Consider the following 22,551-nt stretch of genomic DNA (forward strand, 5'->3'; position numbering starts at 1 on the left):
TCATTCGGAGTGTACATGATGAAACTCTGGTCGATTTCCGAGGCGCGGGCTCACATCTCGGAGGTATTCGAGTCCGCTTTAAAGGATGGACCACAGAAGATTGAGCGGCGTGACCGTAAATCTGTGGTCGTGGTCTCCGAGGCGACGTGGAGCAGATTGCAAGCGGATTATCCGTCTTTCGCGGACCTGGTGCTCAACAGCGGTCTGGAAGAGGACGATCTGCCGAAGAGATTGCCCGCAAGGGTGCTCGGCTCCTTATAAATGTATCTTCTCGACACCGATGTTTTGTCGCTGACAAGCCCGTTGTCTCGTCTTGAGGGAGAAGGCGTTGAGAATTGGCGCAACTGGGTTGCGGCGAATTCCGCGAGCTTGCATTTCAGCACGATAACCCTTCTCGAAATTCGTTTCGGGATTGAAAAACTGTTGAGCCGCGGAGCGGCCCAGCGCGCAGAAAAGCTCCAGCGTTGGATCGCCATCATTCAAGGTGTGCATCAGTCGAGGTTGATGCCGGTCAGTGGAGAAATAGCCGATCGGGCGGGAGTCCTGCTGTTCAAGGCCCATAGCGACGGTCATTCGCCGAGTTCGGAAGACGCGATAGTCGCCGCGACAGCAGAACTATTGAAGTTTCGGCTTTTGTCCCGGAACGTCAAACACATGCGGGCGCTCGGGGTGGATTGCCTCGATCCGCTCAAGCTGAAGTGAGAGGACCGCTCCTTTCGGCGATCCGAACGGAACGTGAACCAATTTCCTGTGGTACAAGGGCGTTCGAAACTGTATCGACTCTGATTCGCCAGCTATACGGACGGACATGGACGACGATTTCTTTTCAAAACTCGATCTGCCTGAACCCGCGGCAAAGCCCGCGCGCCCTGCAGACCCGCTCGTGCAGGCGGTGAAGCGTGCGGCGGCGGCCCCGAAAGACGCAAGCGACAGCTACAGCGCTGCCGACATCGAGGTCCTGGAAGGGCTCGAGCCGGTGCGTCGGCGGCCGGGCATGTATATTGGCGGCACCGACGAAAAGGCGCTGCATCATCTCTTCGCCGAAGTCATCGACAACTCGATGGACGAGGCCGTGGCCGGCCATGCGACCTTCATTGAGGTGGAACTCGGCGCGGACGGCTTTCTGACGGTCACCGACAACGGTCGTGGCATTCCCGTCGATCCGCATCCGAAGTTCAAGGACAAGTCGGCGCTCGAGGTCATCATGACCACGCTGCACGCTGGCGGCAAGTTCGACTCCAAGGTCTATGAGACCTCCGGCGGTCTGCACGGCGTCGGCGTGTCGGTGGTCAACGCGCTGTCCGACGTGCTCGAAGTAGAGGTGGCACGCGGCCGCCAGCTCTATCGCCAGCGTTTTTCGCGCGGCGTACCTCAGGGTGGGCTGGAAAAGCTCGGCGAAGTGCACAACCGGCGCGGCACCAAGGTGCGTTTCCATCCGGATGCGGAGATTTTCGGTAAAACGGCGCATTTCGAGCCGGCTCGCATCTACAAGATGGCGCGGTCCAAGGCCTATCTGTTCGGCGGCGTGGAAATCCGCTTCAGCTGCTCGCCATCGCTGATCGGCGAAAAGGACACGACGCCGGAAAAGGCCGTCTTCCATTTCCCAGGCGGCTTGAAGGACTATCTCGCGGCCTCGCTCGGCGACGAGATGCAGGTTACGCGCGAAATCTTCGCCGGCAAGAGCGAGAAGCAGGGCGGCCACGGCTCGCTTGAATGGGCGGTCACCTGGTATGGCGGCGACGGGTTCGTCAACTCCTACTGCAACACCATTCCGACCGGCGACGGCGGCACGCATGAGACCGGCTTTCGCAATGTGCTGACGCGCGGGCTTAAGGCCTATGCGGAGCTTGTCGGCAACAAGCGCGCGTCCATCATCACCAGCGAAGACGTGATGATTTCCGGTGCCGGCATGTTGTCGGTGTTTATCCGCGAGCCGGAATTCGTTGGCCAGACCAAGGACAGGCTCGCTACGATCGAGGCGATGCGCATCGTGGAAACCGCGATCCGCGACCCGTTCGACCATTGGCTCGCCGACAATCCGCAGGAAGCATCCAAGCTTCTGGAGTGGGTCATCGCGCGCGGCGACGAACGCCTGCGCCGCCGGCAGGAAAAGGAAGTGTCGCGCAAGAGCGCGGTGCGCAAGCTGCGCCTTCCCGGCAAGCTGGCGGACTGCACGCAGAACGCAGCGGCGGGCGCAGAACTTTTCATCGTCGAGGGCGATTCGGCAGGCGGATCGGCCAAGCAGGCGCGCGACCGAGCCAAGCAGGCGGTCCTGCCGCTGCGCGGCAAAATCCTCAACGTCGCCAGCGCCGGTCACGACAAGCTGACCGCCAACCAGCAGATCGCCGACCTGATCCAGGCGCTGGGCTGCGGCACGCGCTCGAAATATCGCGACGAGGATCTGCGCTACGACCGCGTGATCATCATGACCGACGCCGATGTCGACGGCGCGCATATCGCGTCGCTGCTGATCACCTTCTTTTATCAGGAGATGCCGCAGCTCATCCGTGGCGGGCATCTCTACATGGCCGTGCCGCCGCTCTATCGGCTCAGCCAGGGCGGCAAGACGCTTTATGCGCGCAACGATGCGCATAAGGACGAATTGCTGCGCACCGAATTCACCGGGCGCGGCAAGATCGAGATCGGCCGCTTCAAGGGCTTGGGCGAGATGATGGCGGCGCAGCTCAAGGAAACCACCATGGACCCGAAGAAGCGCACGCTTCTGCAAGTCGCGGTGGACGAGGCCAATGTCGAGGGCACCAAGGCGTCCGTCGACGCGCTGATGGGCACCAAGCCGGAAGCGCGCTTCCGCTTCTTGCAGGAACGTGCCGAATTCGCCGAAGAGCTCGATATCTGACAAAGCGCCGCTTTGCTGTTTTACGGCAAATAGAGATTTTACCGTGACGACAAACGTCAGTTGCGGGAAAGCAAGAATTCGGCATACTTCCAACCGTCCGCAGAAATAGCTGGGATGGGTGGGGAATTCGTCATGTCGGTTGCCAGCGAAGGGTACAAAAAGGCCAGGATGGGCGCGGTTGTTGCCGTCCTGATCCTCATCGCCGGGCTGTTTGCCATGTTCAGCCCCGCCGAAGCTCTTCGTTTTCTGGTCATTGCCGGTGGCGGACTGCTCGTCATCGACGGCATCATGGGTCTCACCACACAACGCCTGAGCGGGCCAATGGACGGCAGGCTGATCATCAGCCTCGCGCGCAACGGCCTGTCGATTCTCGCCGGTCTCCTGATCCTGGCCGGCGTGCTCTGGAATCTCTTCGAATCAAGCCTTCTCAGCCGCTTCGTCGGCGTGCTTCTCGTTCTGATCGGCTTCGCCGAACTGATTTCCGGCATCGTCGGGCGCGGCAGCAAGCCCATCGGCTTTTTCGCACTGTTGCTCAGCGCCATGGCCTATCTCGTGGCCGGTTTCGCGTTGATTTTTGTGCAGATCAGCAGCGCAGTGTTTTTAGTCAAACTGCTTGCGGCCGCAGCGATCGTCTATGCGGCGGCGCATCTCTACCGGTCGTGGCGCGCCTACGGTGCCTATTCGCCGCAGTAGACGCATCTCTCCATCTCGAATTTTGTGAGGCCTGTCTGCTCCCGACCGCAGGCAGGCTTTTTGTTATTCAGCGACCGAGCAGCCTTAATATATTGACATAAAGATGTCTTTATGTGATGTCCGAGACTTGTCGTGGAAAGGTCTGCAAGTGTCGCAAATGAATACGTCGCTCGACAATCTGTTCGGACCGGAAGCCGCCAGGCCGGACGGCTCGGAGGTTCTTGCCGCCCTGCAGGCCGCCGCGCGCGAGCGTATTTTGATCCTCGACGGCGCCATGGGCACGCAGATCCAGGGCCTGGGTTTCCACGAGGACCATTTTCGCGGCGACAAGTTCGTCGGCTGCGCTTGTCATCAGCAAGGCAACAACGATCTTCTCATCCTGTCGCAGCCAGCGGCAATCGAAGAGATTCATTACAAATATGCCATTGCCGGCGCCGATATCATCGAGACCAACACCTTCTCTTCCACCTCCATCGCCCAGGCCGACTACGGCATGGAGGACATGGTCTACGAGCTCAACCGAGACGGCGCGAGGCTGGTGCGGCGCGCCATCATCCGGGCGCAGCAGGAGGACGGCAAGCGCCGCTTCGTAGCCGGCGCGCTCGGGCCGACGAACCGCACGGCCTCCATCTCGCCTGATGTGAACAATCCCGGCTATCGCGCTGTCAGCTTTGACGATTTGCGCATCGCCTATGGCGAACAGCTGCGCGGGTTGATCGACGGCGGCGCCGACATCATCCTGATCGAGACGATCTTCGACACGCTCAACGCCAAGGCGGCGATCTTTGCCTGCAACGAGATTTTCATCGAGAAGGGCGTGCACCTGCCGGTGATGATTTCGGGCACGATCACGGACCTTTCCGGCCGCACCCTGTCGGGCCAGACGCCGACGGCGTTCTGGCATTCCGTGCGCCATGCAAGCCCCTTCACCATCGGCCTCAATTGCGCGCTGGGTGCGAACGCCATGCGCGCGCATCTGTCCGAACTGTCGGATGTCGCCGACACCTTCGTCTGCGCCTATCCGAATGCCGGCCTGCCCAACGAGTTCGGCCAGTATGACGAAAGCCCGGAATTCATGGCGGAGCAGATCGAGGAGTTCGCCCGCGAAGGTCTCGTCAACATCGTCGGCGGCTGCTGCGGTTCGACGCCGGAGCATATCCGCGCCATCGCCGAAGCCGTCGCCAAATATCCGCCGCGCCAGATCCCGGAGCATCAGCCGCTGATGAAGCTTTCGGGGTTGGAGCCGTTCGTGCTGACGGAGGAAATTCCCTTCGTGAATGTCGGCGAGCGCACCAACGTCACCGGCTCGGCCAAGTTCCGCAAGCTGATCACGGCGGGCGATTTTGCCGCCGCGCTCGACATTGCGCGCGACCAGGTCGCCAATGGCGCGCAGATCATCGACATCAACATGGACGAAGGCCTGATCGACTCGCAACGGGCGATGGTCGAGTACCTCAATCTGATCGCCGCGGAACCCGATATCGCGCGTGTTCCGGTCATGATCGACAGTTCGAAGTGGGACATCATCGAGGCCGGCCTGAAATGCGTTCAGGGCAAACCGCTGGTCAACTCGATCTCGATGAAAGAGGGCGAGGAAGCCTTCCTGCATCACGCCCGGCTGTGCCGCGCCTATGGCGCTGCTGTCGTCGTCATGGCCTTCGACGAGCAGGGTCAGGCCGATACGTTCGAGCGCAAGGTTGAAATCTGCGCCCGCGCCTACAAGCTGCTCACCGAACAGGCTGGCTTTCCGCCTGAGGATATCGTCTTCGACCCCAATGTCTTCGCGGTCGCCACAGGCATCGAAGAGCACAATGGCTATGGCGTGGCCTTCATCGAGGCGACGCGCGAGATTACCCGCACCCTGCCCCATGTGCATATTTCCGGCGGCGTCTCCAACCTGTCCTTCTCGTTCCGCGGCAATGAGCCGGTGCGCGAGGCCATGCATGCCGTGTTCCTCTACCACGCCATCCAGGCCGGCATGGACATGGGCATCGTCAATGCGGGCCAGCTCGCCGTTTATGAGTCGATAGAGCCGGAGCTGAAGGAGGCTTGCGAGGACGTGGTTCTGAACCGCCGCCCCGATGCGACCGAGCGGCTGCTGGAACTGGCGGAACGCTTCAAGGGCCAGGCCGGCAAGGAAGCCAAGGAACGCGATCTGAAATGGCGCGAATGGGACGTTTCCAAGCGTCTGGAGCATGCGCTGGTCAACGGCATCACCGAGTTCATCGACGCCGATACCGAGGAAGCGAGGATCGGCTCGGAGCGTCCGCTGCATGTCATCGAGGGTCCGCTGATGGCCGGGATGAACGTGGTCGGCGACCTGTTCGGTTCGGGCAAGATGTTCCTGCCGCAGGTGGTGAAATCCGCCCGGGTCATGAAGCAGGCGGTGGCGCATCTCCTGCCCTACATGGAGGCTGAGAAGCTCGCCAATGCGGCGGCAGGCATCGACAATGGCGAGCGCAAGACCGCCGGCAAGATCCTGATGGCGACGGTGAAGGGCGATGTGCATGATATCGGCAAGAACATCGTCGGAGTCGTGCTGGCCTGCAACAACTACGACATCATCGACCTTGGCGTCATGGTCCCGGCCACCAAGATTTTGCAGACCGCACGCGAGCAGAATGTCGACATCATCGGCCTGTCCGGCCTGATCACGCCCTCGCTCGACGAAATGGCGCATGTGGCAGCCGAAATGGAGCGCGAGGGCTTCGACATCCCGCTGCTGATCGGCGGGGCGACGACCAGCCGGGTGCATACGGCGGTAAAAATCCATCCGCGCTATCACAGCGGCCAGGCGGTCTACGTGACCGACGCGAGCCGCGCCGTCGGCGTGGTGTCGAGCCTGCTGTCGAAGGACGCGAGGGCCGGTTATGTCGATACCGTCCGGGCCGAATACCGCAAGGTAGCCGACGCCCATGCGCGGTCGGAGGCGGACAAGCAGCGCTTGCCGCTGGCCAAGGCGCGCGCCAATGCGCACAAGATCGACTGGTCGGCCTACCAGCCGCCGAAGCCGAGCTTTTTGGACACCAGGGTGTTCGAGGGCTGGGATCTCGCCGAACTCGCCCGCTATATCGACTGGACGCCGTTCTTCCAGACCTGGGAGATGAAGGGCCGCTATCCCAAAATTCTCGAGGACGAGACGCAAGGGGCTGCCGCGCGCCAGCTTTTCGAAGACGCTCAGGCGATGCTGAAGAAGATCATCGACGAGAAATGGTTCGCGCCCAAGGCGGTGATCGGTTTCTGGCCGGCCAATGCGGTGGGCGATGACATCAGGCTGTTCACGGATGAAAACCGCACCGACGAGTTGGCGACCTTCTTCACGCTGCGCCAGCAACTGACCAAGCGCGACGGCAAGCCGAACATCGCCCTGTCGGATTTCGTCGCGCCGGACGACAGCGGCAAGCCGGACTATCTTGGCGCTTTCGTGGTGACTGCCGGCATCGAGGAAGTGGCTATCGCCGAGCGCTTCGAGCGCGCCAACGACGATTATTCGTCGATCATGGTCAAGGCGCTTGCCGACCGCTTCGCCGAAGCCTTTGCCGAGCGCATGCATGAATGCGTCCGCAGGGACTACTGGGGCTATGCAACAGACGAGACGTTCGCACCGGAAGAGTTGATCGGCGAGCCATATCAGGGCATCCGCCCTGCTCCCGGCTATCCGGCGCAGCCCGACCACACCGAAAAGACGACTTTGTTCCGTCTGCTCGATGCCGAAAAGAATGCCGGCGTGACGCTGACCGAAAGCTTCGCCATGTGGCCGGGCTCTTCGGTGTCGGGGCTCTATTTCTCCCAGCCGGAAAGCTACTATTTCGGTGTGGCCAAGGTGGAGCGCGATCAGGTCGAGGACTATGCACGCCGCAAGGGCATGAGCGTCGAAGAGACGGAGCGCTGGCTTGCGCCGATCCTGAATTATGTCCCCGCGCCCTTGGCGGAAGCGGCGGAATAAGGCTTCCGAGCGGGCAGGATTTTGCCAACCCGCTCGGGTGCCGCTGGCTTAGCCGCCCAGAACCGCCGCCTTTATCGTGGCGATGTTGTGCCGCATCATGTCGATATAGGTTGAGGCAGGACCGTCGGCCGTGGACAGCGAATCCGAATAGAGCGTGCCGCCAACGCGAATGCCGGTTTCGGCCGAAATCTGTTCGATCAGGCGCGGATTGCTGATGTTTTCCAGAAAGATCGCGGATGCCTTGTCCTCACGCACCTGCTTGATCAGCGCTGCGACATCGGCGGCCGAGGCTTCCGAATCGGTCGACACACCCTCCGGCGCAAGGAACTCGATGCCGTATTCATGCTCGAAATAACCGAAGGCATCGTGTGAAGTGATCGTCACGCGCTTGTCCTCGGGGATGGAGGCGACCGCGTCCTTGACCTCCTGGTCGAGCGCCTTCAGCTTCTCGGTATAGGAGGCCGCGTTGGCGCGATAGGTGTCGCACCCCGCCGCATCCGCTGCGCAGAAGGCGTCGGCGATGTTCTTCACATAGACTTCCGCATTGGAGACGGATTGCCAGGCATGCGGGTCAAATTCGACGTGGTGATGGTGGCCTTCCTCCTCGTCGGCATGGTCTTCATGCGCGTGGTCGCCCTCGCTTTCCTCCTCATGCGGATGGGCTTCCTCGCTCAGCTTCAGCACTTCGGCGCCCTTCGTGGCTTCGACGACCGGCGCCTTGGTGCCGCTGGCGTCAACAAGCCGCTGAAGAAAGCCCTCGAACTGCAGGCCGTTGACCAGGATCACATCGGCGGACGCCATGCCCACCGCATCGGCAGGACGCGGTTCGTAGACATGCGCGTCTCCGTCCGGCCCCACCAGCGTGGTGATTGCAACCCGGTCGCCGCCGACATTGGCAGCAAAGTCGGACAGGATGGAAAAGGTCGAAACGACCTTGAGCTGTTCGGCAAGGGCGTGGCCGACCGTCATTGGAGTTAATGTTATAACGGTCGTCAGAAGGGCGAGGCGTAATTGGGTCAGCATGCCGATCTCCTTTGGTTGCGATGGTGGATATGAAGCGGCGTCAGGCCGTTCGATGGCGATAGCGGCGCATTCGGTCCTGGACGACGCCGCGCGTGCCGAAAATCATGGACAGCAGATAGGCGACACCCGCTGACAGGATGATGGCCGGACCTGACGGTAGGGACAGGTGATAGGACAAGAGCAGGCCTACGACGCTGGCGGCCATGCCGATCGCTGTGGCGACAAGGCACATGGTGCCGACCCGGCTGCACCAGAAGCGGGCGGCGGCGGCGGGAAGCATCATCAGCCCTACCGACAGGAGCGTGCCAAGCGCCTGGAACCCGCCGACGAGGTTGAGAACCACCAGCCCGAGAAACACGAAGTGGACAGGCGTTCCCAGCCTGGACACCGAGCGCAGAAACAACGGGTCCATGCATTCCGCGACCAGCGCGCGCCAGAAGATCGCAAGCAGGACCAAGGTGATCCCGCAGATCAGCGCGATAAGCGTCAGCGCATCGTTGTTGAGCGCAAGCACGGTGCCGAACAGCACATGCATCAGGTCGACATTCGAGCCGCGGATCGAGACGATCAGCACGCCGAGCGCCAAGGAAATCAGATAGAAGGCCGCCATCGAAGCGTCCTCCTTCTGGATCGTCAGGCGAGACACCGCCCCCGCCCCCAAAGCGACCACCACGCCTGCGATCAGCCCGCCAATCGTCATCGGAACGATCTGAAGGCCGTAAAACAGGAAGCCGACTGCCGCGCCCGGCAATATGGCATGCGCCATCGCATCGCCGGTCAGGCTCATGCGGCGGAGCATCAGGAACACGCCCATCGGGCATGAACTCAGGCACAACAGCAAGGCTCCGAAAAGCGCGCGCTGCATGAAGCCGAAATCGATGAACGGCGCGAACAGGAAATCATGAACCGTGCCCATCACGCGGCACCTTTGTGGTGACGAGCGTGGTCGTGATGGTCATGATCGCCGTGATGGTGATCGCTTTGCGGCGCGCACCATGGCGCGTTCTCGTCCCAGGCCTCGTGGAACTGGCGCGCGCGCAGCAGATTGCCGGGCGCCAGAACCTTGCTTGTATCGCCCCATGCCACCGGCTGTCGCGCCAGAAGCAGCGCTTCTGGGAAATGCTCGCGCACCAGCTCAAGATCGTGAACGACGACAAGTATGGTGCGCTTTTCGCCATGCCAGCGCTTGATGAGCGCAACAAGGTCCGTGACAGTACGGGAATCGATGGCGTTGAAGGGCTCGTCGAGCAGGATCAGGTCGGCATCCTGCACCAGAACGCGCGCGAACAGCGCACGCTGCATCTGGCCTCCCGACAGCGTGTCGATGGTGCGGTTGCCAAAGCCTTCGAGGCCAACGCCAGACAGCGCCTTGTCCACCGACGCGCGGTCCTCGGCGGTATGGCGCCCCAGAAGCCCACGGCGCGGCCAGAGGCCCAGAGACACGAGATCGGTGACCCTGGCCGGAAAGCTTTTGTCGAGTTCGGACTGTTGCGGCAGATAGGCGATGCGACTTGCCGGGTCGCGCTCGATTGCACCTGCCAAAGGCTTGAGAATGCCGACAATGCCCTTCATCAGCGTTGACTTGCCGGAACCGTTGGCGCCGATCACCGCCGTCAGCGAGCCGGCGCGGACGGCACCCGTCAAATGATGGACGGCCGGATGGCTGTGATAGCCAAGCGTCAGGTCGTTGAAGGTCAGGCAGTTCTGGCTCATCGCGCCACGGCACTCGGTTCGCAACATCCCGCTCGCGGGATTTGGCTCTTGCTATGTGATGTTATTACATTTGGCAAGATAAAAGTTTAGTCGCGCGCACATAGACACGCCGCCCAAGGTTATCCGATGGGCGGCGTTCGCATATTATGCAGGGCTGTCAGGAGAATTTGAGCTTCCAGCCGAGCAGCCGCATGGCGTTCGCCGTGACCAAAACCGTCGCGCCCGTATCCGCCAGGATTGCGGGCCACAGGCCGGTGACACCGATGATGGTGGTGACGAAAAACACCACCTTCAGTCCGAGTGCGATGCCGATATTCTGGTGAATGTTCGTCAGCGTCCTGCGCGACAGATCGACCATTCCCGCGACGTCCATGACGCGACCGTTGAGAATTGCGGCATCGGCGGTTTCGAGTGCCACGTCGGTGCCGCCGCCCATGGCAATACCAACATCGGCCGCGGCGAGCGCGGGCGCATCGTTGATGCCGTCGCCGACCTTGCCGACCGTGTCGCCCTTGGCCTTGAGTTCGCCGACGATGCGCTGCTTGTCCTGCGGCATCAGTTCCGCATGCACCTCGATATCGAGCGCCTTGCCTACTGCGGTGGCGGTGCGCTTGTTGTCGCCGGTGAGCATCAGCGGTCGGATGCCCAGAGCCTTGAGCGCGGCAAGACCTGCAAGCGCGTCCGGACGCGGTTCGTCGCGCAAGGCTATGGCACCGGCGACCTCATTGCCGACGACCAGGATCGAAACCGTCTTGCCCTCGTCATTCAGGGCGGCGATCCGCGTCTTCTGCTCTTCGGAGAGTACAGCTTTTTCGCCAGCTGCACGCGGCGAAGCCAGCAGGATCGATTGACCCTCCACGGTTCCGATCACGCCCCTGCCGCCAAGCGCGGCGGAGTCGGTCGCGGCAACGACCGCCACGCCCTCGGCCACGGCCTTGTTGAGGATAGCAACAGCCAGTGGGTGGCTGGACCCTGTTTCCAGCGCCGCCGCCAGCTTCAGAATATCCGGTTCGCTGCGGGAAAAGGATATGACATCCGTAACCAAAGGCTTACCCGCTGTCAGCGTTCCTGTCTTGTCGAAGGCAATAGCCGTCAGCCGCCCTGCGCCTTCGAGCACCGCCCCGCCCTTCATCAGAAGTCCCCGGCGCGCGCCCGCCGACAGCGATGCCGCGATGGCCGCGGGCGTGGAGATGACCAGCGCGCAGGGGCAGCCGATCAGCAGGATGGCGAGACTTTTGTAAATCCACTCGTCCCATGCGCCCTGCGCGAACAAAGGGGGCAGCACTGCGACCAGCATGGCCAGGACCATCACAGCCGGTGTGTAGAAGGTTGAGAACCGGTCGATGAAGCGTTCGGTCGGAGCCTTGGATTCCTGCGCCTCCTCGACCAAGCGGACGATCCGCGCAATCGTATTGTCGGCCGCAGCAGCGGATACCTTGATGCGCAGCACGCCGTCGCCATTGACCGAACCGGCAAACACCATATCGCCCGGCTCCTTGGCCTTCGGCGTGCTTTCGCCGGTCACCGGCGCTTCATCGACTGCACTGCTGCCGGAGATGACCGCGCCGTCGGCGGCGATGCGGTCGCCGGGGCGCACCATGATCACTGCGCCGACGGACACGGTCTCCGCCGGCACCTCCACATAGGTTCCCTCAGCCTTTTCAAGCCGTGCCGTCTTGGGCACAAGGGCTGAAAGCCCGCGAATGCTGGCTCGGGCACGGCCCGCGGCCACGCCTTCAAGCAACTCGCCGACGAGGAACAGGAAGACCACTGCCGCCGCCTCCTCCGTGGCGCCGATCATCACAGCGCCGATGGCCGCGACGGTCATCAGCATCTCGATGGAGAACGGCGTTCCGGATGTCGCAGCCGCCAGCGCCCTGCGTGCAATCGGCACCAGACCGACCAGCATGGCAGCACCGTAGAACCATTGTTCGAAGTCCGGCACAGCATGGGCCGCGAGGAATGCCAGAACGACCGCCGTGCCACATGCGAAGGTCAGCAGGGCGCGAGTTTGTTTCCACCAAGGCCCTTCACCCGCCACATGGGTATGGGAATGGGCAGACGCGGCAGGTTTTTCCGAAGCCGCGCCATGGTCATGTCCCGCGTGATCGTGGTTGTGACTGCCGCCGGCCTCATGACCATGATCGTGGTCATGAGCGGCGTGATCATGACCATGCGCGGAGCAGTCGTGAACTTTGGCGGGTGCGGGTTCGAAGGGGACGGCACCGGCTTGCAACGTCGCACTGTAGCCCAACTTGCGAACCTGCTTTTCAATAGTCGCCTGTATCGCTGCTGCATCGCGATGGCTGACGGTCATGGTTCCGCGCGCGACCGACACATTGACGTCGTCCACCCCATCAATGCGACGCACCGCCGTGTCGATCTTCTTGGCGCAGGAAGCGCAATCCATGCCTTGCACGCTGTAGCGGCTTTTCAACTCTGCCTCTGCCATGATCGTCATCCTTGAAACTGTTCGATCATCGGCTTACTTCCTCTAGTGACTAGAGGAGCAAGAGAAAAATGCAGCCCGCAGGTATGACGATCGGTGAAGTCTCCAAACGCAGCGGCGTGAAGGTGCCGACGATACGCTTTTACGAGCAGATCGGGCTTCTCCCTTCCCCGCCGCGCAGCGACGGCAACCGGCGTCAGTTCGACGGCCAGGATTTGAGACGCTTGAGTTTCATCCGACACGCCCGCGATCTCGGCTTCGAGGTCAACGACATTCGCGAGCTTTTGTCTCTCGCCGATCAACCCAGTCAATCCTGCCACGAAGCCGACAGCATCGCACAACGGCATCTCCTGGAGGTCGAGGCCCGCATTGAAAAGCTGAGCGCGCTACGCACCGAGCTTCAGCGCATGGTCGAGGAGTGCGACCATGGCCGTGTCTGCGAGTGCCGCGTCATCCAAATCCTGGGCGACCACGGCGAGTGCAGGCACGAAACGCACTAGCTTTCGCGTTCGCTCCACCTGGGGCGGCGCATGGCGAAAACCTTGTCGACCGTGGAAAAATCCATATAGCCGAGCCTGGCCATATTGCCGGCCTTGACGGTGTCGAAGAATCCTTCCGGCGTCAGAAATCCGTCGGCGATATGAACGCCGACCACCTGCCCCACGATCACAAGAGCCTGAACCGGATGGCCGTCGATGTCCTTCGGATGGAAGATTTCGGTCACCTTGCATTCCAAGGAGGCCGGCGCTTCCGCCACGCGGGGCGCTGACACGACTTCGCAATCCGCCATGGCAAGCCCGGAATAATCGAATTCGTTAACTTCATTTGGCGCGTCGATGGAACTGGCGTTCATCTGTATGCCGAGGTCGCGGCCGACCAGATTGGCGACGAACTCGCCGCTCTCCCGGGCCAGTTCAGCGCTGTGCTTTACCCCTTCCGAAGAAAAGAAAACCAGCGGCGGTTGGCCGGAGATCATGTTGAAGAAGGAGTAGGGAGCGAGATTGACCGTGCCATCCTTGCCCCTCGTCGATATCCATCCGATCGGGCGCGGCGAGACGATTGCCTTCAGCGGATCGTGCGGCAGGCCGTGGCCATCTTCGATGCGATAGAACATCAGCCTTCCCAAGGTCCGGTATAGTCAGAAACGATTGTGCCGAGATCGGGCCGCGGCCGTTCCAGGGGCCGCCCGTCATAGGTGCCGATGTGGATGAAGCCGACGACACGCTCGTCGGGCGCCAGACCGAGAATGCGCCGGCCTTCCTCGACATCGGAATACCAGTTGCTGATCCAGTTCGTGGAGTAGCCCAGCGCATTGGCCGCAATCGTCAGGTTCATGGCTGCCGCCCCGCCGGACAGGAACATTTCCCATTGCGGAATCTTGGGGCTTTCCTTCGGCACGAACACCACACCGATCACCAAAGGCGCTCGGGAAAAGCGAATCAGCTCCTGATTGCGACGGCCGTCCGGCAGAGGTCCTTCCCGGCTTTCGGCGAGCGCGGCGAGTTTCTTGCCGACCTCGACGCGTGCATCGCCCCGATAGAGAATGAAGCGCCACGGCTCGAGCTTGCCGTGGTCGGGCACCCGCGAGGCGGCGGTCAAAATGGTGTTCAGTTCCTCGCCGCTCGGCGCAGGCTCTTTCAGTTCATGGATCGGCGCGGAAGAGCGCGTCAGCAGCAGGTCAATCAAGGAAGAAGGCAATGGTTCGATATCTCCGGCGCGAGGCCTTTGGAATGACAATGTCGGTGGGAAAGCGCGAGCGTGACGGCGCGACCTGCCTGGAGCCTTGAAATTGCCACCGCCTTGGGCTTCAAAGCAAGCATGGTTTGCCCCCGCCCCGCTCTTTTCGCCCTCTTTTTCGCCTTCGTGATCGGCTCGCCTTTCGGCGTCGACGCGCAGGAGGTGGATGACGGCATGGGCGATGTGAAACTGCCCGGCATCTCCGGCTATGCGTCGCCTTCGCAAGGCGCATCACCGCTCGCGACATCGCAAGGGCAGATCACCTTGACCGCTCAGCTTACCGAGCAGGGCGCGGACATCACGCGCGGACTGGTCTGGCGCGTCTTCAAGCCGGAGGCAGGTCCGGACGGCAAACTGCCGCTGGTGGCTTCCGCACAAGGCGGCACCAGCCAATTCGACCTCGATCCTGGAAGCTACCTCGTCCATGCTGCCTATGGCCGCGCGGGCGCCACAAAGCGCATCACCGTCGGCAAGGAGCCGAAGCGCGAAAGCCTGGTTCTCGACGCCGGCGGGTTGAAGCTGGACGCGATCCTAACGAGCGGCGGACGCATCCCGCCCGACCAGTTGCGGTTTTCGATCTATGAAGGCGAAGCGGCAAGCGATGGCGACCGCGCACTCATCATCCCCGACGTTGCCCCGAATACCGTCGTGCGGCTGAATGCCGGCGTCTACCATGTCGTCTCGACCTATGGCTCGGTCAACGCGGTCATCCGCTCCGACATCAGGGTCGAGGCGGGAAAGCTGACCGAAGCCAGCGTCGAGCATCATGCCGCTGAAGTGACGCTTAAACTGGTGCGCGAAGCCGGTGGCGAGGCCATGGCGGACACATCCTGGTCGATCCTGACCGAATCGGGCGACCCTGTGCGCGAGGCGGTCGGGGCATTTGCCTCGATGGTTTTGTCGGAAGGCGAATACACCATCATCGCCAAGAACCGCGACCGAATCTACCAGCGGGACTATACGGTCGCATCTGGTCCCAACCAGGATGTCGAGGTCGTGGCGTCCGAAAAGAACGCCCTCGACCCCAACGAAGGCTTGGACTGAGTTTTCAGCCCGCTGCCTGGTCCTCAAGCCGCTTCAAATCCGGCGCCGTGGCCTCGTCCTTCAGCGACGCCACCGCCTCGGCCAACGACATCGGATGCTGGTCGCGCGAACCCAGGCGGCGGACGTTGACGGTCTGCTCCTCGGCTTCGCGCTTGCCGCAAACGAGAATGACCGGCACCTTGGCAAGGCTGTGCTCGCGCACCTTGTAATTGATCTTCTCGTTGCGCAGATCGGCCTGTGCCGACAGCCCGGCCGCTTTCAGCTTGGCCACCACCGATTTGGCATAATCATCCGCATCCGACGTGATCGTCGCCACGACAACCTGCTGCGGCGCAAGCCACAGCGGGAAATGGCCGGCGAAGTTCTCCATCAGGATGCCGAGGAAGCGTTCCATCGACCCGCAAATCGCCCGATGGATCATCACCGGCTGCTTCTTCTCCGAATCCGAGCCGATATAGAAGGCGCCGAAACGCTCGGGAAGATTGAAGTCGACCTGCGTCGTGCCGCACTGCCATTCGCGGCCAATGGCATCCCGCAAGGTATACTCGAACTTAGGCCCATAGAACGCGCCCTCGCCCGGCAAGATACCGGTCTTGATGCGGTTGCCCGACTGCGCCTCGATTGTTTGCAGCACATTCATCATCACGCTCTCGGCGCGATCCCAAAGCTCGTCCGAGCCGACGCGCTTTTCCGGGCGCGTGGACAGCTTGACGACGATCTCGTGAAAGCCGAAATCCTCATAGACCGACAGGATCAGGTCGTTGATCTTCAGGCATTCCGCCTCCATCTGCTCTTCGGTGCAGAAGATGTGCGCGTCGTCCTGCGTGAAGCCGCGTACGCGCATCAGCCCATGCAACGCGCCGGATGGCTCGTAGCGATGGACAGCGCCGAACTCGGCAAGCCGGATCGGAAGTTCGCGATACGACTTCAGGCCGTGCTTGAAGATCTGGACGTGGCCTGGGCAGTTCATCGGCTTGAGCGCGAAGACGCGCTTGTCCTCGGCTTCCTCGCCCGCGGACTGCACGGCGAACATGTTTTCCTTGTACCAGCCCCAATGTCCGGACGTTTCCCACAGCGAATGGTCGAGCACCTGCGGGGCGTTGACCTCCTGGTAGTCGTCGGCAAGACGACGGCGCATATAGGAGACCAGCGACTGGAACATCTTCCAGCCCTTGGCGTGCCAGAACACGACGCCGGGGCCTTCTTCCTGGAAATGGAACAGGTCCATTTCGCGTCCGAGACGGCGATGATCGCGCTTCTCCGCCTCTTCCAGCATGTGCAGATAGGCGTCAAGCTGCGCCTGATCGGCCCAGGCGGTGCCATAGATACGCGTCAGCATGGGGTTGTTGGAATCGCCGCGCCAATAGGCTCCGGCCACCTTCATCAGCTTGAATGCGTTGCCGATCTGGCCGGTGGAGGCCATGTGCGGCCCCCGGCACAGGTCGAACCAGTCACCCTGGTAGTAGATCTTGAGATCCTGGCCTTCTGGAATCGCGTCGATCAGTTCGACCTTGTAGCCCTCGCCCTTGTCGCGGAACACCTGCCGTGCCTTCTCGCGGTCCCACACTTCCTTGGTGAAGGGTTTGTTGCGACCGATGATCTCGCGCATCTTCTTCTCGATGACGGCGAAATCCTCGGGCGTAAACGGCTCGTCGCGGGCGAAATCGTAATAGAAGCCGTTTTCGATGACCGGACCGATCGTCACCTGCGTTCCCGGCCACAGTTCCTGCACGGCTTCCGCGAGAACGTGCGCAGTGTCGTGGCGGATGAGTTCCAGCGCACGCGGGTCGTCGCGCGTGAGGATTTCAACATGTCCTGATGCTTTCAGCGGATCGCTGAGATCGCGCACGGTGCCGTCCACCGCATAGGCCACGGCCTTCTTGGCCAGCGACTTCGAAATGGATTCGGCAAGCGCGGCACCCGTCATGTCAGCGTCGTAGTCGCGGACGGAGCCATCGGGAAATGTGAGGGAAACGGACTGAGCCATAGATGTTCTCCTGTTATCCAGTCCCGCAAACGAGCGCGGGTGGTTAAAGCGGCCGAGTTCTGGCAGCGAGCGGTCTTTTAGGATCAGTTTGTGCCGCCGTAAAGACGAAGCAGCCTCAACCTGCGGTGTTTTTGCCGATCGACCAGTATCGCCATGGTGCGTACCAGACATAACGCGACGCCAAGGTTTCCGGCACGCGGTCGATGCCATGCGTCCCGCCCGGGCCGCAGCGCAGGACGCGAAACACCCCCATCCAGCCGCCCGACCATAGGCCATGCCGCGCTATCGCCTCATAGGCATATTCGGAACAGGTCGGCATGTGACGGCAGGAGTTGCCGATAAACCCCGACAAGGTCAGTTGGTAAAGCCGTACGAAACCTGCGCCCAACAGTCGGCCCGGCGTTTTGGGCCAGGGGCCGGCCCAGTTGCGGCCGTGCCGGAGCGACGGTGCGTGCTGATGCTCGTGGCTCATCAAAAGCTCAGGCAGCCGCTTCCGCCTGCTTGCGCTCGATCTGGTCGATGGCATCGACCACAGCGTCGAAGGTCAGCATGGTGGAAGCGTGGCGCGCCTTGTAGTCCCGCACCGGCTCCAGATATTTCAGGTCTTCAAAACGGCCCTGCGGCGGCGTGCCGTTTTCCTTGAGCATCTGGAGCATGGCCTGGCGTACCGCGCGAAGCTCCTGCGTGCTCGAGCCCACCACATGATCCGCCATGATAGAGGAAGACGCCTGGCCCAGGGCGCAAGCCTTCACCTGATGCGCGAAGTCGGTGACGACGCCATCCTTGACCGTGAGGTCGATGGTCACAGTCGAGCCGCATAGCTTCGAATGTGCGGTCGCAGTGGCATCCGGATGCTCCAGCCTTCCGATGCGGCCGATATTTCCAGCAAAACCGAGAATTTTCGCGTTGTACACATCATCGATCATGGTTTTACAATCCGTTGCCGCGACGCGAACGATATCTGTCGCCTCGGCATCTTTTCTTCGCTGCGGTCAGTCATATATAATGGATGGGTAGGACAGCCTACAAGAAGGACACTCATCGAGAGTGCCGAGACTACCTCGCAGCTTTGGATTGGCACGGTTCGTCCGGAAATCGCAAGCGGCTGTGGTCCGTTCAACTCGTTTCCACCATCAAGAGTGGAGACTACGGGAGACGCCGAAATGGATGCCGTGATCAAGAAGCTGATGCCGAAGTCGGAAAATCTGGAAAGACCTTCTACCGACCGCCCCAGTCAGGATGAAGTCGAGGCTGCCGTGCGAACCCTGCTGCGTTGGACGGGCGATAACCCGGATCGCGAGGGTCTGGTCGATACGCCGCGCCGCGTTGCCAAGGCATATCGCGAGATGTTCGGCGGCTACGACATGAACCCCGCCGAGGAACTCGGCCGGACCTTCGAGGAAGTCGCCGGCTATGACGATCTCGTCATCGTCCGGGATATTCAGTTCCATTCGCATTGCGAGCATCACATGGTGCCGATCATCGGCAAGGCGCATGTCGGCTATCTCCCGGACGGCAAAGTGGTGGGGCTCTCCAAAATCGCCCGTGTGGTCGACATATTCGCCCACCGCCTGCAGACGCAGGAAGCGATGACCGCGCAGATTGCGGGCGTCATCCAGGATGTGCTAAATCCGCGCGGCGTTGCCGTCATGATCGAGGCCGAGCATATGTGCATGGCCATGCGCGGCATCCGCAAACAGGGATCATCGACCCTGACCTCCACCTTCACCGGCGTTTTTCGGGACACCCCCGAAGAGCAGGTCCGGTTCGTCACCATGGTGCGTGCGGGCGTCTGACCCCTTGGGTCCTGGCCGGCGCCTATACAGGAGCCGGCAATGGCCGCCATCGCTTTCGAGAAAAGCCCGACCGACAAGAAGCAATTGGAAGAAGGCACGTCGTTTACGCCGCGCTTTGACGCAAGTGGGCTCATAACCGCCGTCGTCACAGATGCTGCGGACGGCATGCTCCTGATGGTTGCCCACATGAACGCCGAAGCGCTGGCATTGACGCTCGAGACCGGCATCGCCCACTACTGGTCGCGCTCGCGCAATGCACTTTGGAAAAAGGGCGAGACATCCGGCAATCTGCAGACGGTGGTGGAAATCCGCACCGATTGCGACCAGGACGCCGTCTGGCTCCGCGTTCAGGTCGCGGGCCACGATGCCACATGCCATACCGGCCGTCGCTCCTGCTTCTACCGCAAGGTGGGAGTTTCTGGCGGTTCTGCGGTGCTATCGGATGACGGCAGTTCGCCCTTGTTCGATGCTGACGAAACCTACCGCAAAAGCTGAACGAACCAGCGCCTGCGCGACGGGCATCCGGGCGCCGGAAGATGCGGCTATCCGCGCTGGCGTTCCGCCCGGCGCGCCGCGATCTGACGCATCGCCATTACGCGCCGCCGCAGAATTTCCGTGCGCATCGCCATCAGATGCAGCGTGAAGAACAGCAGCGACATGCCGACAGCCATGACCAGAAGCGGCCACAACAGGCTGGAATGGATGGTCGGCCCGTCGAGCCGAAACACCGATGCGGGCTGGTGCAGCGTATTCCACCAATCGACGGAAAACTTGATGATCGGCACGTTGATGAAGCCGACCAGCGTGATAACGGCGGCAGCCCGCGCCGACCGCGCCGGATCGTCGAGCGCCCGGGTGAGCGCTATGATCCCGAGATACATCAGAAACAGCACGAAGACCGAGGTCAGGCGCGCATCCCAGACCCACCAGGTTCCCCACATCGGCTTGCCCCAGATCGAACCGGTGAGCAGCGCCAGAGCGGTGAACGTCGCCCCGATCGGAGCCGCTGACTTGAGCGCCACGTCGGCGAGCGGATGCCGCCAGACCAGCGTGCCGAGTGCCGCAACAGCCATAAGCGAGTAGCACATCATCGAAAGCCATGCGAAGGGCACGTGGATATACATGATCCGCACGGTGGAGCCCTGCTGGTAGTCCACGGGCGCAGCGAAGCCGAGATACAGACCAAGCGCGATGACCACGGCGGACGCGCCCGCAAGCCACGGCACAACGGTATCGGCAAGGCTCAGGAAGCGCGTTGGATTGGCCAGATCGGAAAGGCGCCAGGATGAAGTCGTCTCGGTCATGGCCCTCAATATCCCGATGCGCTACCCGCAATCAACACCTTGCGCAATCAGCCAAAAGAAAGGCCGGCGATAAGCCGGCCTCGGTAGGATTTTCTTCGAAGCGCGATCAGGCCGCTTCGTCATGCTGGACATGGGTGACGCGGCGAACCTTGTCGTCGTCCAGAAGACCGCCAGCGCGCAACAGCGAGGCAAACCGGCCGCTCTGGTTCGACAGTTCGGCAAAGCCGCCCATCTCGACGATCTCGCCCTTGTCCATGAAGATGACCAGATCGGCATCCCGAACCGTGGTGAGACGATGGGCGATGACGAATGTCGTGCGCCCCTGGCGAAGCCCATCGATGGCGTCCTTCACCTGGTTTTCGGTCTCGACGTCGAGCGCGCTCGTCGCCTCGTCCAGCACCAGGATCGGTGCAGACTTCAGGATCGCACGTGCAATCGCGATACGCTGACGTTCGCCACCCGAAAGCTGACCGCCACGGTCGCCGACCACCGTGTCATAGCCTTCGCTCTTGTTGAGGATGAAGTCCTGGGCCGCGGCAGCCTGGGCTGCGGCATGGACCTCCTCATAGGTCGCGGTGGCGCGACCGACACGGATATTCTCCTCGATAGAGCGATTCAACAGACCGGCGTCCTGGAAGACGGTGGCGATCGAGTGACGCAGCGAGCGCTTGGACACCGACCGTATATCGATGCCGTCGATCAGGATCCGGCCGGAGTCGGGGGTGTAGACCCTCTGCAGCAGGTTGATGATCGTCGTCTTGCCCGCACCCGTCGGGCCTACAATAGCGACCGTCTGGCCGGCGGAGACTTCGAAGGAGACGTCGGAAGCACCCTGCCCGGAATTCGGAAAGCGGAAATTGACATTCTCGAAGCGCACATGTCCGGTCACGTTTTCAAGCTCGCGCAGGCCTTCCTGTTCTTCGCCCTCGGACGACTCGTCCTCGAAGCGGTAGAACTCTTCCAGCTTGGCACGCGAGTCGAAGATCTGGTTGGCGAAGTTCGAAACCTGGTCGAGGCGCGAGATCAGCAGCGTCGCAAAACCGATGAAGGCAACGACATCGCCAATCTTCAGCTGACCGAGGCTGACCAGCCAGGCACCGATGAGCAGGATGATCATCATCGACACGGTCGAAGCCAGGCGATGCATGGCCGAAGCCAAGGCCCACCAGTCGAGAACCGGATTCTGAGCGTCGATCAACGACCGCACATAGGTCTTCAGCGCTTCGGCTTCGTGGCCAATGCGGTTGTAGCTCTGCAGAACGGCCACATTGGTGATCGAGTCCGACACATGCGAGAACACGCGATGATGGTGCTTCTCGACCGAAGCCTGGCCTTCCTTGGTCTTACGGATCACCAAACGGCTGATCGCGAAATAAACCACGCCAAGCACCCCGAGCACGGCGGTCATCCGAATGTCCAGAGACAGGGCGGTGGGCACCAGCAAGGCCAAAGCGACGGCAGTGGCCAAGTGAGTGCGCATGAATTCGAGCCACAGCGCAAACAGCGCGTCCATCGCACGGATCAGCGTATGCAGCGAGTTCGAGGTGCCGCGGTTGTGATGCCAAGAGAGCGGCATGGTGATCATCCGCTCGAATGAGCTGGACAACACCTGTCCGCGCATGGAATGCGCGATCCGGTCCGCGCCGCGCGCAACCCAAACGAATGCGATAATGTTGAAGGCGCCGAACCCGGCCCACAAGGCCATCGTCGGAAACACATCGGTCTTGTCTGTTATGGCGTCGATGATACGGCCGAACAAAATTGGTTCAGCGATCGTAACGATCGCCAGCACAATGTTGGCAGCGCAAATCAAAGCGACTTTCGACCCGTCAGCGGTGAGGTACCGCAAGGCTCGGGTATAAACCTGTAACAATGACACCGCGTTACTCCGTCAATCTGCCATTGTGCGCTGCAAAATCGCAACACACCTAGCTATTGGCTTAGAAGAACACAATGCGCAAATGATGATCCCGTTCACATTTTCTGAACAAAACATAGCAAC

General features: G+C 61.5%; 20 protein-coding genes. 9 read left to right on the forward strand and 11 right to left on the reverse strand.

Going from position 1 to position 22,551, the window contains the following annotated elements:
* Positions 1 to 15 precede the first annotated feature (15 nt).
* The 5 genes from ICI42_RS17025 (at position 16) to metH (ending at position 7,496) form a co-directional block, all read left to right on the forward strand.
* Positions 16 to 261: a type II toxin-antitoxin system Phd/YefM family antitoxin gene (locus tag ICI42_RS17025; RefSeq protein WP_188165785.1), complete on the forward strand. Its 246-nt coding sequence runs from the start codon at positions 16 to 18 to the stop codon at positions 259 to 261.
* Positions 262 to 702 carry a PIN domain-containing protein gene (locus tag ICI42_RS17030; RefSeq protein ID WP_188165786.1) on the forward strand — a complete coding sequence of 147 codons (441 nt, stop codon included), beginning with the start codon at positions 262 to 264 and terminating at the stop codon, positions 700 to 702. It abuts the gene before it with no gap.
* A 106-nt stretch (positions 703 to 808) separates the two neighbouring features.
* On the forward strand, positions 809 to 2,857 hold the full coding sequence (gene parE, locus ICI42_RS17035; RefSeq protein ID WP_188165787.1) for a DNA topoisomerase IV subunit B: 2,049 nt from the start codon (positions 809 to 811) through the stop codon (positions 2,855 to 2,857).
* A 132-nt stretch (positions 2,858 to 2,989) separates the two neighbouring features.
* Positions 2,990 to 3,550 (forward strand): DUF308 domain-containing protein, encoded by a 561-nt coding sequence (locus ICI42_RS17040; RefSeq protein ID WP_188165788.1) that lies wholly within the window; start codon positions 2,990 to 2,992, stop codon positions 3,548 to 3,550.
* Between the two features lie 157 nt (positions 3,551 to 3,707).
* Entirely contained in the window at positions 3,708 to 7,496 is a 3,789-nt protein-coding gene (gene metH / locus ICI42_RS17045) for a methionine synthase (RefSeq protein ID WP_188165928.1), read from the forward strand.
* A gap of 48 nt (positions 7,497 to 7,544) precedes the next feature.
* Here the strand turns inward: metH and aztC are convergent, their stop codons facing one another.
* From aztC to ICI42_RS17065, 4 genes are all read right to left on the reverse strand, one after another.
* Positions 7,545 to 8,519, reverse strand: coding sequence for a zinc ABC transporter substrate-binding protein AztC (gene aztC / locus ICI42_RS17050; RefSeq protein ID WP_188165789.1), 975 nt, complete (start codon positions 8,517 to 8,519; stop codon positions 7,545 to 7,547).
* A 40-nt stretch (positions 8,520 to 8,559) separates the two neighbouring features.
* Positions 8,560 to 9,435 carry a zinc ABC transporter permease AztB gene (gene aztB / locus ICI42_RS17055; RefSeq protein WP_188165790.1) on the reverse strand — a complete coding sequence of 292 codons (876 nt, stop codon included), beginning with the start codon at positions 9,433 to 9,435 and terminating at the stop codon, positions 8,560 to 8,562.
* Positions 9,435 to 10,232 carry a zinc ABC transporter ATP-binding protein AztA gene (aztA, locus tag ICI42_RS17060; protein WP_188165791.1) on the reverse strand — a complete coding sequence of 266 codons (798 nt, stop codon included), beginning with the start codon at positions 10,230 to 10,232 and terminating at the stop codon, positions 9,435 to 9,437. Before aztA ends, aztB begins: the two co-directional genes overlap by 1 nt.
* A 157-nt stretch (positions 10,233 to 10,389) precedes the next feature.
* The gene (locus ICI42_RS17065) at positions 10,390 to 12,684 is read right to left on the reverse strand and encodes a heavy metal translocating P-type ATPase (protein WP_188165792.1); all 2,295 of its coding nucleotides are present in this window, start codon (positions 12,682 to 12,684) and stop codon (positions 10,390 to 10,392) included.
* A gap of 68 nt (positions 12,685 to 12,752) precedes the next feature.
* Here ICI42_RS17065 and ICI42_RS17070 point away from each other — a divergent pair, with 68 nt between their 5' ends.
* On the forward strand, positions 12,753 to 13,181 hold the full coding sequence (locus ICI42_RS17070; RefSeq protein WP_188165793.1) for a MerR family transcriptional regulator: 429 nt from the start codon (positions 12,753 to 12,755) through the stop codon (positions 13,179 to 13,181).
* Here ICI42_RS17070 and ICI42_RS17075 read toward each other — a convergent pair.
* Together ICI42_RS17075 and ICI42_RS17080 are read right to left on the reverse strand one after the other, a co-directional pair.
* Positions 13,178 to 13,795, reverse strand: coding sequence for a flavin reductase family protein (locus ICI42_RS17075; RefSeq protein ID WP_188165794.1), 618 nt, complete (start codon positions 13,793 to 13,795; stop codon positions 13,178 to 13,180). The genes ICI42_RS17070 and ICI42_RS17075 overlap by 4 nt on opposite strands.
* Complete coding sequence (locus ICI42_RS17080; protein WP_188165795.1) at positions 13,795 to 14,379, reverse strand: nitroreductase family protein; 585 nt, start codon at positions 14,377 to 14,379, stop codon at positions 13,795 to 13,797. The genes ICI42_RS17075 and ICI42_RS17080 overlap by 1 nt, the downstream gene beginning before the upstream one ends.
* A 120-nt stretch (positions 14,380 to 14,499) precedes the next feature.
* Between ICI42_RS17080 and ICI42_RS17085 the strand changes: the two genes are divergently transcribed.
* On the forward strand, positions 14,500 to 15,462 hold the full coding sequence (locus tag ICI42_RS17085; protein ID WP_230980429.1) for a hypothetical protein: 963 nt from the start codon (positions 14,500 to 14,502) through the stop codon (positions 15,460 to 15,462).
* A 4-nt stretch (positions 15,463 to 15,466) separates the two neighbouring features.
* On the opposite strand, the gene thrS is transcribed toward ICI42_RS17085, so the two are convergent.
* From thrS to ICI42_RS17100, 3 genes are all read right to left on the reverse strand, one after another.
* Entirely contained in the window at positions 15,467 to 17,449 is a 1,983-nt protein-coding gene (thrS, locus tag ICI42_RS17090) for a threonine--tRNA ligase (protein WP_188165797.1), read from the reverse strand.
* Positions 17,450 to 17,564: 115 nt separating this feature from the next.
* A complete protein-coding gene (gene yidD / locus ICI42_RS17095; protein WP_188165798.1) occupies positions 17,565 to 17,921 on the reverse strand; it encodes a membrane protein insertion efficiency factor YidD in 357 nt (118 codons plus the stop codon).
* Positions 17,922 to 17,928: 7 nt separating this feature from the next.
* Positions 17,929 to 18,375, reverse strand: coding sequence for an iron-sulfur cluster assembly scaffold protein (locus tag ICI42_RS17100; RefSeq protein ID WP_188165799.1), 447 nt, complete (start codon positions 18,373 to 18,375; stop codon positions 17,929 to 17,931).
* Positions 18,376 to 18,612: 237 nt separating this feature from the next.
* Here ICI42_RS17100 and folE point away from each other — a divergent pair, with 237 nt between their 5' ends.
* Both folE and hisI read left to right on the forward strand, forming a co-directional pair.
* Positions 18,613 to 19,245, forward strand: coding sequence for a GTP cyclohydrolase I FolE (folE, locus tag ICI42_RS17105; RefSeq protein WP_188165800.1), 633 nt, complete (start codon positions 18,613 to 18,615; stop codon positions 19,243 to 19,245).
* Positions 19,246 to 19,284: 39 nt separating this feature from the next.
* The gene (gene hisI / locus ICI42_RS17110) at positions 19,285 to 19,740 is read left to right on the forward strand and encodes a phosphoribosyl-AMP cyclohydrolase (protein ID WP_188165801.1); all 456 of its coding nucleotides are present in this window, start codon (positions 19,285 to 19,287) and stop codon (positions 19,738 to 19,740) included.
* A 47-nt stretch (positions 19,741 to 19,787) separates the two neighbouring features.
* On the opposite strand, the gene ICI42_RS17115 is transcribed toward hisI, so the two are convergent.
* Together ICI42_RS17115 and ICI42_RS17120 are read right to left on the reverse strand one after the other, a co-directional pair.
* The gene (locus ICI42_RS17115; RefSeq protein ID WP_188165802.1) at positions 19,788 to 20,549 is read right to left on the reverse strand and encodes a heme ABC transporter permease; all 762 of its coding nucleotides are present in this window, start codon (positions 20,547 to 20,549) and stop codon (positions 19,788 to 19,790) included.
* A 106-nt stretch (positions 20,550 to 20,655) separates the two neighbouring features.
* Positions 20,656 to 22,428, reverse strand: coding sequence for a glucan ABC transporter ATP-binding protein/ permease (locus ICI42_RS17120; protein WP_188165803.1), 1,773 nt, complete (start codon positions 22,426 to 22,428; stop codon positions 20,656 to 20,658).
* Positions 22,429 to 22,551: the final 123 nt, after the last annotated feature.

This window comes from Oryzicola mucosus (genome assembly GCF_014534685.1).
Taxonomy (GTDB): domain Bacteria; phylum Pseudomonadota; class Alphaproteobacteria; order Rhizobiales; family Rhizobiaceae; genus Oryzicola; species Oryzicola mucosus.